The sequence below is a fragment of the Microcoleus sp. Z1_A1 genome, from assembly GCF_036700305.1.
Taxonomy (GTDB): Bacteria; Cyanobacteriota; Cyanobacteriia; order Cyanobacteriales; family Microcoleaceae; genus Microcoleus.
Genome location: NZ_JAUBOR010000027.1, coordinates 44,631 through 56,747, shown reverse-complemented (window position 1 = coordinate 56,747; position 12,117 = coordinate 44,631). Strand labels below are relative to the sequence as shown.

The following is a 12,117-nucleotide window of genomic DNA, read 5'->3' as shown; positions in this document are numbered from 1 at the left end:
GTAACTGATAGCTTATGATATCATATCCAAAATGCACACTGACTATATAAGTTTAATCAAGGAGTTTCCCGATGGCTGAAAGCGGAATTTATAGTGTTGTTCTGTTTCGGGATGCGAGTGTGCGAGCAATTTTAAAACTCTCTGTAGCCATCGCCACGACTCTTCTGAGCACAGTTGTAACTGCAACCCAAGCCGACGCAGTTCCCGTCACCTACGATTTCACGATCGCTGTTACCAAAGGCGGGTTAGCGGGCAATACATTCAACGGTTCTTTCACTTACGATGATGCCAAATTGAAGGGAACGGGAGTGGAAGAATTGGGAATTAATGAGGGATTAACGACGTGCCTAAATTACCTGGGACGCACTTATCGCGAAACCGATGATACCAGTTATCCTACCTTTCCCACACTCAGATTTGAGGATGGTAAGATTACACAACTAAACTTTTGGATTCAGCCGAATCAGCGAGTTAATTGGTGGAATTTACCTGGATGGGAAGTCAAGCTGTCTGAGCCTAAAATGAGGGATTCAACTGTTCCCAACTGTCAAAAACGGTGAGGCGTGACCAAGGTGCGATCGACCGTAAAAATATAGCAGGAATTAGATGCAACTGCCTACGCTTACGGTAATTTCATGCAGCCACGCTACCAATGTGCGATCGCCGATTATCTGCTGGGGCGATCGAATATTTGCGATCGCTAGGAACGGATGATATCATGTGCGATCGAGCGATTAAAAGGGCGGGTTTTTGAGATTGTCAATTATTAGCAGATATTTTCCGTGAGGGGAACCCCTACGGTATTAGGGGTAATATACCGAACATAATATGACTCAAAGATTGTTTGAAAAAAAACCGCATGATTCCTATTTTCTGTTGGTCAAGAGTGCCTCGGCGCTTGATGATTTTTAGGATCGCTAATTAAATAACTTACAATTTTAATTGTTATTGTGGAAGTTATTTAATTCTCATTCCTTAATAACTATTTCCCATCCAATCTGGGGACTTCTTCCAAAAAACTGCCGCTCAACATTAACTCAGTCATCCGGTCTAAGTTGCCGCTGACTTGCAATTTTTTGTCTTTTTGAAAGCGCTCGATATCTGCTTTTAAATTGCCGCCATTATATCCTAATTTACTCAAATAGTCAATAGCTTGCTGATTGCTTAACAAGATATCAGCAGACCGGAAAATCGGCACGTATTGATCGCGCCAAACTTTGGCAAAAGTTGCCCTATCTAAATAGAAAATCCTGCCCCGCGCCGGGTCTCCAATGACAGCTACACTGTCATTCATTCCCAGCAAAGCGACCGCGTGGGGTAGCTTCCGAGGGCCGTCAAATAGCCAAACTGCTAGCACTCCGGGGCGATTAATTTGCTGAATTTGCTCCCAAGTTGGCGTTAGTTCGATCGCATTTACGCCCAAAGCTCTTGCTGCTATAATTAACTGTGGCATGGAAGTTCCCAAGCGACTCGTGCCGGCCTCTCTAGCTACACTCGATTCCGTCGCATCCATCCCCCAACGCCTTAACACTGTTGCTAGCGCCGCCGGCGCGCAACTGCTGTTAGATGTTTGCCGAAATACACCGTTTGGCCGCAAATTATCTATTAAATCAGCGTAAATTGGCGCCAGAAAATAGTTTTCAGCGCCTGTAAATCCTCCCAATCCCAACAAGCCAATTAAAATTACTGCGATTACTTGCGATCGCGCTGTCAACCAACTTATACTAAACCCAATACCGCAGACTCCCATCAGCATCACTCTGAGCAAAGTCCAAGTAACTCGCATCCCGTGAAAGCGCCACTCGATCGGCAAAACAGGCATTTGAGGCATATTTAGAGCCAGTAGCAGCAAGGCAATATAAAAACCCAAAAACAGCAGGGCGATCGAATTTCTGCCCTTAAACAAGTCGTTAGCCGTCACTCCCGATCGAACTAACACCCGCCCGAACCGCATTCCCCAGACAAACAGCACTGAACCCAGCACCAGCGTCACTACTATTTCCATGAACTCAAAATTTTGTTGCTTAACTAGGTTGTAACATTTCTGCGATCGATAACTCCTGACTCGTGTTCAATAATGAATCCGTCTATCCGTGACTTCCGTGTCCTCCCTTTCTTCAACCACACCTAAAACTTGCAAAATGTCAAGGGATTCGATCGACTTTTCCCCACCTTAGCCACCAAGTCCCAAACCAGATTTAGCACCGAAAAAAATTCCCCACATCTCTTGCCACAAACGGCCACATCCGTTGTAATATAGATGTAAGTCACAGCCCGTTAAAGTAATCAACAAACAATTAAGCCGCTCAATATATTCACGCTCCAACGAGCGCTGAGTTGTATTTAGCGTGCCTATTAAAGAGCGATCGAAGCTCCTCACACACCCCCAATATTCAGGAAGAATAATGCCATCAAGATCCGCCAACGATGTAGACGTAGCAGAGCAATATTGGCACTACCTAGAAATATCCAAGGTTGCAACTATCTTAGAAACCAACCTGGAAAGCGGTTTAGAACCGACAGAAGCCAACCATCGCCAACAGAAATTCGGGCCCAACGAACTAACAGTTAAAGCAGGGAAACCAGCCTGGTTAAAATTTATCCTGCAATTTAACCAACCCCTCCTGATCATCTTGCTGAGTGCAGGTTTAATCAAAGCAGTGATCGGAGAATGGCTAAACGCTAGCGTAATTTGGGGCGTAACAACCACAAACGCTACTATTAGTTTCATCCAAGAAGCTGGAGCCGAGAAAAAAATTGAAGCCCTCGCCCAAGCTGTCACCACTGAAGCCACAGTTATTCGGGGCGGCAAAAAATTAAAAATTCCCTCCAAAGAACTCGTTGTTGGCGACTTAGTAACCCTGACTTCCGGCGACAAAGTACCGGCAGACTTGCGCTTAGTGAAAGTCCGCGACTTGCAAATCGACGAATCGGGACTCACCGGGGAATCAGTTGCTGTCGAAAAAGAATTAGGACAATCTGGAGACATAGTTCTGCCAAAAGAAACGCCACTAGCAGAACGGGATAACATGGCCTATGCCGGCAGTTTTGTCACTTTTGGCCAAGGTAGCGGCATCGTAATTGCGATCGCCAATAAAACCGAAACCGGCAAAATCTCCCAACTATTAGATCGGCACATCGACCTCACCACCCCCTTAACCCGCAAATTCAACCAATTCAGTCAAAACTGGCTGTTATTCGTGTTGGGAATGGCAACCTTGACCTTCGCCGTCAGATTGGGCAGACCTGTCCCAGAGGGAGTTTCAGCCTTTAAAGAAGCAGTCGAACCCGCAGTCGCCCTGATTGTCGGCGCAATTCCCGAAGGCTTACCCGCCGTCATCACCGTCACCCTAGCCGTAGGCGTTTCCCGGATGGCAAATCGCCACGCGATCGTCCGCAAATTGCCCGCTGTAGAGACCCTAGGCGGCGCTACAGTCATCTGTTCCGACAAAACTGGAACTTTGACGGAAAACCAGATGACGGTGCAAGAAATCTATTCTGGCGGCGCATCCTACTCAGTTACGGGTACGGGATACAGCCCCGAAGGTGAAATTCAACTCAACCAACTGCCAATTACTGTCAGCCAAGCTCCAACTTTGCAAGAATGTTTGCAAGCTGGACTCCTTTGCAACGACTCTCAGTTGGAATTCAAAGACGATAATTGGATAGTCGTCGGAGATCCGACAGAAGGAGCGTTAATTGCTGCGGGCAAAAAAGCCGAATTGAGTCAGCAAGCTTTGTCCAAATCAATGCAGCGGCTGGATTCAATTCCCTTTGAATCTCAGTTTCAATACATGGCGACGCTGCACCGAACTCCCAGTGGCAAAATTTTGTACGTCAAAGGTTCAGTAGAATCAATTCTCGGCCGCTGCGGTTCCAGTCTCGATACCCAAGGAAATCCGGTAGAAGTCGATCGCGAACAAATCCACCACCAAGTCGATGAAATGGCGCATCAAGGCTTGCGCGTCTTGGCTTTAGCGAAAAAGCCAGTACCGCAAAGCCAAAATTCCGTCGATCACTCGGATTTGGAGTCAGGGCTGGTTTTCTTGGGACTGCAAGGCATGATTGACCCGCCGCGGGCAGAAGCGATCGCAGCCGTCCAAGCTTGTCAAACCGCCGGCATCCAAGTCAAAATGATTACCGGCGACCACATAGCTACAGCCAAGGCGATCGCCCGCCGCATGGGATTCCGCAAAACTAAACACCACAGAGAACTTGTAGCCTACACCGGCGCCGAGCTCGCCTCCATGAGCAAGCAGGAACTCGGCGAAGCCGTAGAAGCCGGCTCAGTTTTTGCCCGCGTCGCCCCAGAACAAAAACTCCGCCTCGTAGAAGCTTTGCAAAATCAAGGCGAAATTGTGGCGATGACGGGAGACGGCGTTAACGACGCGCCGGCGCTGAAACAAGCGGATATCGGGATTGCGATGGGCAGCGGTACGGAGGTTTCTAAGGAAGCCGCCGACATGATTCTTACCGATGATAACTTTGCGTCGATCGAATCTGCTGTCGAAGAAGGGCGATCGGTTTACAAAAATCTGCTCAAAGCAATCAGCTTCATTCTCCCAGTCAACGGCGGAGAATCGATGACAATTTTGCTCAGCACCCTCCTCGGTCGAGAATTGCCGATTTTGTCGCTACAAATTCTCTGGTTGAATATGCTCAACTCAATTACGATGACTGTGCCGCTTGCTTTCGAGCCCAAGTCACCGGGAGTGATGAAACAACAACCGCGATCGGCAAACGAACCTTTGCTGACTCCAAATCGAATCAAGCGAATTATCGCTATTTCTCTTTACAACTGGACTTTGATTTTCGGAATGTTTGAATGGGTGCGCCAAGCCGAGTGGGGAACGATCCAACTCGCCCGCACGATGGCGATTCAAGCCTTGGTAATGGGGAGAATTTTTTACCTGTTGAGCCTCAGCCAGTTGTTGCCTTCTTTGATGGCTAAATTTAGCGGATCTAAGGAAGAAGTTAGCGGTGCTCCCGCCCTCGGTGTGGGAATTGTCGTGGCGGTGATTTTGCAGATCATCTTTGCTAATTCTCCATTTGTCAATAGCATATTTGAGACGGCTCCGATGAATCTGGATCAGTGGCTGATTTGCTTCGGTGTCGCTCTGCCGATGATCGGTGTTGCTCTCTCCGTCAACCGCTTTGACCCGCCCAACTAATCGAACTTGTAGGTACTGCGATCGATTAGTAATTTCGGGTGCTTAGAAACCGGGTTTCTTGAAGAAACCCGGTTTCTCGGTATTACAGAAATCGAACCTGAAAGCGCACGTCATATCCTATCCGGTAAATCACTTACGATTAAGCGCCAATTTTAGTCCAATGAAAACCAGTTAAGCCTTTTAAAACAGCCGAATCCTAAAAAGTTTATTATTTCTGTATAATAAACTACAATTTTCTAAAAAAAATATAGACGTATATTAACAAAGTAAATGTGCGGTGGCTGCGATGTTTGCAACTTATTGACAATACAGTTGAAGGCTGCCCGATCGCCCTTCGCTACAACCTTTACCCTGGAAGCCTTGGTTTGAACCAGTTTTGATAAGCAAACCCGATCGCCCTTCCCAACCCTTCCTTATCGATACCATTACTAGAAAAGTTTTACTTATCAATCAAATTTAATAATTGTTTTACAATTTCCGGAAGAGTACGGTAAGCTAATAATGAAGCCAAGAAAATGTGCTGCTCGCTTTTTGCCACCTCACACAACTGGGCCGATCGAAATATCGATATTAATCAAACCAGTCAAATCAGCAGGGATAGTTTAAAGAATTATACTAGCGATAAATCTTTTGCTCCCTCCTGCCAAGGAGCGCTCAAAACAGTTAGCTAAACCCAATTAGCGAACAGCAAAAAAGCGCCTTGATAAACTTCAGTGAATGTTGTTACAGAAGATTATGAATTGCAGCGAGGCTAGACTATGACAAGATTTTCAGATGAATTTTCTGCGCTTTCTCGGCGTAAATTTATCGTTACAGCAGGTGCATCTGCAGTCAGTTCAATACTGCTCAAAGGCTGTTTGGGAAATCCTCCCGAACCGGGTGCTAGTGCTGGCGGTGGTGGAGCCACTGCTGGTGGCGGGGCAGTGCCGGTGGCAACATCAGCAGTTGCTGTGGCCAACGAGAAAAGAGTAGAAGGAATTGAAAGCACTAAAATCGCATTGGGATACATCCCGATCGTCGAAGCAGCACCTTTAATCATTGCCCAAGAAAAAGGCTTTTTTGCCAAATACGGCATGACTGAGGTGACAGTTGCCAAGCAAGCCAACTGGGGTTCGGCCAGAGATAACGTAGAAATCGGATCGGCCGGCGGCGGCATAGACGGCGGCCAGTGGCAAATGCCGATGCCTTATCAAATTAGTCAAGGCCTGATCACCAAAAACAGCGTCCAAATCCCGATGTATGTTCTAGCCCAGTTGAACACTCACGGAAATGGAATTGCGATCGCGGGCAAACACCAAGGCAAAGGCCTCGGACTCAAACTAGACCAAGCAGCCCAAGACTACATCAAAGGTTTGGCGCAAGCAGGCACCCCCTTCAAAGCAGCCTACACCTTTCCCAAAGCCAACCAAGACTTGTGGATTCGCTACTGGCTTGCAGCTAACGGCATCAATCCCGATACAGATGTCAGCTTGCTAACAGTACCGGCTGCCCAAACCGTGGCCAACATGAAAACCGGAAGTATGGACGCTTTCAGCACCGGCGATCCCTGGCCTTTGCGGATTGTCAAAGAAAACATCGGCTTCATGTCAGCCCTGACTGGCGAAATCTGGAAAGCACATCCAGAGGAATATTTAGCCATTCGCGGCGACTGGGTGGACAAACACCCGAAAGCCACAGAAGCCGTGATAGCAGCAATCATCGAAGCGCAACAGTGGTGCGACAAGCCAGAAAATCGCGCCGAATTAGTTGCCATTGTTTCGGGCAAAAACTTCTTTGACGTATCTCCGGCTGTTTTGACTCCTCCCTATGAAGGCAAGTATGTCATGGGCGACGGCAAACCCGACATCAACGACTTCAAGAGCAGCCCCCTATACTGGAACGATGGTGTCGGCAACGTTTCTTATCCCTACAAGAGCCACGATTTGTGGTTCTTAACCGAAAGCGTTCGCTGGGGTTTCTTGCCAACAAAAACCTTGGCAGACAAAAAGACACTCATCGATAAAGTCAACCGCGAAGATTTGTGGAAAGCAGCAGCCAAATTAGCCGGAGTTGCTGATGCTGATATTCCGAAAAGTACGTCTCGCGGTATTGAGAAGTTCTTTGACGGCAAAGAATTCAACCCGGATCAGCCCGAAGCTTATCTGAGCAGTTTGGCGATTAAAAAAGTGTGATGGGTAAAAGCTTCCCATAATTTAGCCTCGAAAATTTACTCTCGAAAGAAAACACCGCAGAAACAGAGGAGATAAGCAGGATGGCTGTAAGTACAAGTCGGAGAGGTGGAGCCGCTCCGCAAGCGGCGCTGGGCGAGTTTTGGAAGAAGAATTCCCCGAATATATTGCCGCCAATCTTGGGGGTAATTGGATTTCTGTTTGTTTGGCAATTCCTGTCAAGTTCTGGAATTATTAAATTGCCGGGGCCGACAAGCGTTTGGACAGATGAACGGACGCGGATTTTGCTGATGTATCCTTTCATGAACTCCAAAACCTACGGAGTCGGACTATTTTGGCAAACTTTAGCTAGTTTGGAACGGGTGGCAAAAGGCTATACTCTCGCCGCGGCTGTGGGAATTGGCATGGGGGTTGTGGTAGGTACAAATCCTTTTCTAAATAAGGCTTTAGATCCGCTTTTTCAGTTTTTGCGGATGGTGGCTCCTTTGGCTTGGGTGCCGATCGCCCTGGCTGCACTGCAACAAAACGAACCTGCTGCTTTGTTCGTGATTTTTATCACTTCAGTTTGGCCGATTTTGATCAACACGGCTGAAGGTGTGCGCCAAATTCCAGACGACTATAACAACGTTGCGAAAGTGCTGCAACTTACTCGGAAAGAGTATTACCTCAATATCTTGTTTCCGTCGGCACTTCCTTACATCTTCACAGGATTGAGAATTGCGATCGGTTTGGCTTGGTTGGCAATTATCGCTGCGGAAATTGTGATGTCCGGGATTACAGGTATCGGCTTCTTTATTTGGAACGCTTACCAGCAAAACTACATCAGCGAAATTTTGTTAGCTGTAGTCTACATCGGGGCTGTTGGTTTGCTGCTCGATCGCATGATGGCTTGGTTGCAGCAAAAAATTGCTCCATCTCAAGGAAAGTAGCCAATTCGATGGGTTAACGGTTGACTGTTGACTGTTACAGTAATTACGAAGTCCGAGGCTATGAAACCAGTTTCTTAAACTATGGTTGAGGGATTAAACAAAGTATTTTGGTTAGTTTAAAGACCAGTTTTAGCCATCCAGGAATGTATTAACTATTAACTATTAGCTGTTATATAGCCTTTCTCAGAAAGATGAGGTACTCATGGGCATAGGGAATAGGCCTCCGTGGGCATACCTCACTTTTTTGAGAACCGCTATTATATATCAACAGCGAACAGTCCACAGCAAACAGCGAACAGCAAACAGTCAACAGTCAACAGTCAACAATCAATATTTAGCGAAATAACAAACCTACAAAAAAGGCAAGAAAATCATGTCTATTTTGATTGAAATAGAACAACTGGAAAAAGTATTTAATTTATCAGACGGCGGCACATACGTTGCTCTCAAAGGCATCGATCTGGAAATTGAAAAAGGCGAATTTATTTCCTTAATCGGACACTCCGGCTGCGGCAAATCTACGCTGCTAAATATGGTGGCAGGTTTGGATTTGCCGACAGAAGGATTGGTGACAATTGAAGGACAAAGAATCACCCAACCAGGCCCCGATCGCATGGTAGTATTCCAAAACTATTCCCTGCTACCTTGGCGGACGGTCAGAGAAAACATTACCCTAGCCGTAGACTCGGTAATGAGTGGCTTACCCAAAGCCGAACGCCTCGAAATCATTCAAAAACACATCGACATGGTGGGCTTAACTCCCCACGCCGAAAAACAACCTGCATTGCTATCAGGGGGACAAAAACAGCGCGTGGCGATCGCCCGTGCTCTGGCCCTGCGCCCCAAACTGTTACTTCTAGACGAACCCTTCGGCGCTTTGGATGCTTTGACTCGCGGCAACTTGCAAGAAAAGTTGATGGAAATTTGCCAAGAGTACGAAATCAGCGCCCTGATGGTAACGCACGATGTGGATGAGGCAGTCTTGCTGAGCGATCGCATCGTCATGCTCACCAACGGCCCAGAATCGAAGATTGGCGGCATTCTCGAAGTAGACATCCCCCGCCCCCGCAAGCGGATGGAAGTAGTCTCACACCCCAGCTACTACGCTCTACGTAGCGAAATGATTTACTTCCTCAACCAGCAGAAGCGCGTCAAAAAACTGCGGGCGCGGAAAGTACCCGCGATCGCCCGCCACGGCCTGGAAAAAGTCAACCTCGAACTCGGCTTTATTCCCCTCGCAGCCTGTGCTCCCCTAGCTGTCGCCAAAGAAAAAGGCTTTTTTGCCAAGCACGGCCTCGATGAAGTCCACCTCGTGCGGGAAACAAGCTGGCGCGGCATCGTAGACGGCATCGCCGCAGGTTACTTAGACGCAGCCCAAATGCCCTCTGGGATGGCGATGTGGTTGAGCTTGGGGGGCCACCAAGAGCAGCCGATTCCAACGGTTACAGCCCTCACCATGAGCCGCAATGGCAACGGAATTACCCTGGCGAGGCGCTTTTACGACCAAGGAATCTACACTCTGGCAGACTTTAAAAAAATGCTCCAGAGAACGCCAGCGCAAACGCACCGCATGGGCATCGTTCACCCTTCTTCGATGCACAACCTGTTGCTGCGTTACTGGCTGGCTTCCGGCGGCATTGACCCGGATCGCGATGTGCTGCTGAAAAATATCCCACCGGCTCAAATGATCGTGGACTTGCAGGGTGGCACTATTGACGGTTTCTGCGTCGGCGAACCTTGGAACTTGCGGGCCTCGATGGAAGGAGTCGGCTTTACGGTAGCTACAGATTTGGAACTGTGGCCGGGACACCCCGCGAAAATTCTGGGAGTGCGGGAAGAGTGGGCGGCTGCTTATCCCAACACTCACATCGCTCTGATCAAAGCTTTGCTGGAAGCTTGCCAATACTGCGCCAATCCGGCTCGCGCCGCCGAGGTTGCCGAAATTATCGCGGGACGGGAGTACATCGGTACTGACCAGAATTACATTCAAATTGGCGATCCCGGCTCTGGTGCTTGCAACCTGGATACTCCGATGCGGGAATACGCCCACCACTTGTTCAGCGGAGAGGGGGTGAACCGTCCGAGCCGTACCGAACAGTTGTGGCACATGGTGCAGATGGCGCGCTGGGGCGATACCGTGTTCCCGCGCAACTGGGTGGAAATTCTGGAGCGGATGGTGCGGGTTGGCCCGTTCAGCACCGCAGCGCGAGAGTTGGGGATGTCGGATATTACTTACACTCGCGGTTCTCTCAGCTTGTTTGACGGCTCGGTGTTTAATGCAGACGATCCGATCGGCTATCTCAACAGTCTGGCGATTAAACGCGATTTCACGATGGCGGAAGTTGTACTTGATTCCGACCGTAGAGTTGCTTAGAGTTGCGTCTGACGATGAGCAACTCGATTCTCTCTAGGGGATATTTTTAAACCCGAAGATCCCCCCTAACCCCCCTTAACAAGGGGGGAACAAGAGAGTTCAAAGTCTCCCTAAAAAAGGGGAAAAAGAGAGTTCAAAGTCAACCCCTACTCCCCAACAACCAGGGGGATTTAGGGGAAAGGAGACTTCAATACAAACGAGAAAAACAGAGGATTTAAGTAGTCTCAAATCGCAACTCACCGTTCAAAATTCCATTATTCGCAATTGCCAATAACCCACTAACAAGTTCCCAAATTATGCTCAACACCACTACAAACCAGACGAATACCAAAACCCAAATCAAGTCTAAGAAAGATCGCCGGAAGCCTTTTTTGGTGATGGAAAATGTTCACAAATCATACCCAAATGGTTACAAGGCTTTAGAAAACGTTAACTTGACTGTAGCTGAGGGAGAGTTTATTACGCTGATCGGACACTCGGGTTGTGGCAAGTCAACGCTGTTGAATATGGTGTCGGGTTTTAGCCATCCGACTCAAGGCAGCGTCAGAATTAGCGGGCAAAAAATTGAGAAGCCGGGCCCCGATCGCATGGTGGTGTTTCAGGGTTACGCTTTGCTGCCTTGGCGGACGGTGTTTGAAAATGTTTATCTGGCGGTTAATGCTGTATTTCCGAATAAGTCGAAGGTGGAAAAAAATGCGATCGTCAACGAGCATTTGGCGATGGTGGGGTTGACTGAAGCTGCCCAGAAAAGACCGCCGCAAATTTCGGGGGGGATGAAGCAGCGGGTTTCGATCGCCCGCGCCTTGGCAATTCGCCCGAAAGTGTTGATTTTAGACGAACCTTTTGGTGCTCTGGACGCAATTACTAAGGAGGAATTGCAAGAAGAGTTGCTGAAAATCTGGAACGATCACCGCTGTACGGTGTTGATGATTACTCACGATATTGATGAAGCGCTGTTTTTGGCCGATCGACTGGTGATGATGACTAATGGCCCGGCGGCGACAATTGGCGAAGTTTTGGAGATTCCTTTTCCGCGTCCGCGCGATCGGGTTCAAATGATGGAAGATCCAGAATACTACAATTTGCGGAACTACGCCCTAGATTTCCTGTTCCGTCGTTTTGCACACGATCACGATGCCTAATCGGTTGGGAAATCAAAGTTAAAGAGGAGAATTATGAGACTTCTCGAACAATTTTAATTCTTGTGGGAAGGTGGTTTTAGGCATCCTGCAGGCCCTTGACTTACTTTTTTTGCAAAAGTCTATTGAAAAGTTGAAGCCCCAGTGTTCCCCGATTTCAGGGGAACAGCGCTGCGGGCGCAATTTTCCCGATCCGGTTGGGTAAACTGAAGCTTAATGGTGGGCGAGAAGTTTTTTCAGACGTTCGGATCTTTTTCCGATATTTTACGTCTACCAGCGAAGAGACCCGATTGCCTAGCTGTCGGTAAGCTGGCATGAACAGAGCCCACCTTCGAT

At 48.1% G+C, this 12,117-nt stretch carries 7 protein-coding genes; 6 read left to right on the top strand and 1 reads right to left on the bottom strand.

What is annotated here, in order from left to right:
* Positions 1-71 precede the first annotated feature (71 nt).
* Positions 72-560: a hypothetical protein gene (locus QT973_RS18180; RefSeq protein WP_333055902.1), complete on the top strand. Its 489-nt coding sequence runs from the start codon at positions 72-74 to the stop codon at positions 558-560.
* 422 nt (positions 561-982) lie between these two features.
* On the opposite strand, the gene QT973_RS18175 is transcribed toward QT973_RS18180, so the two are convergent.
* The gene (locus QT973_RS18175) at positions 983-2,005 is read right to left on the bottom strand and encodes a cysteine peptidase family C39 domain-containing protein (protein WP_333055903.1); all 1,023 of its coding nucleotides are present in this window, start codon (positions 2,003-2,005) and stop codon (positions 983-985) included.
* Between the two features lie 400 nt (positions 2,006-2,405).
* On the opposite strand from QT973_RS18175, the gene QT973_RS18170 reads away from it, so the two are divergent.
* The 5 genes from QT973_RS18170 (at position 2,406) to QT973_RS18150 (ending at position 11,784) form a co-directional block, all read left to right on the top strand.
* On the top strand, positions 2,406-5,171 hold the full coding sequence (locus QT973_RS18170; protein WP_333391874.1) for an HAD-IC family P-type ATPase: 2,766 nt from the start codon (positions 2,406-2,408) through the stop codon (positions 5,169-5,171).
* Between the two features lie 758 nt (positions 5,172-5,929).
* The gene (locus QT973_RS18165; protein ID WP_333263242.1) at positions 5,930-7,342 is read left to right on the top strand and encodes a CmpA/NrtA family ABC transporter substrate-binding protein; all 1,413 of its coding nucleotides are present in this window, start codon (positions 5,930-5,932) and stop codon (positions 7,340-7,342) included.
* Positions 7,343-7,422: 80 nt separating this feature from the next.
* Positions 7,423-8,268, top strand: coding sequence for a nitrate ABC transporter permease (gene ntrB / locus QT973_RS18160; protein WP_333391872.1), 846 nt, complete (start codon positions 7,423-7,425; stop codon positions 8,266-8,268).
* 373 nt (positions 8,269-8,641) lie between these two features.
* Complete coding sequence (locus tag QT973_RS18155; RefSeq protein WP_333391870.1) at positions 8,642-10,642, top strand: nitrate ABC transporter ATP-binding protein; 2,001 nt, start codon at positions 8,642-8,644, stop codon at positions 10,640-10,642.
* A 296-nt stretch (positions 10,643-10,938) separates the two neighbouring features.
* On the top strand, positions 10,939-11,784 hold the full coding sequence (locus tag QT973_RS18150) for a nitrate ABC transporter ATP-binding protein (protein ID WP_333312668.1): 846 nt from the start codon (positions 10,939-10,941) through the stop codon (positions 11,782-11,784).
* The last annotated feature ends 333 nt before the right edge of the window (positions 11,785-12,117 follow it).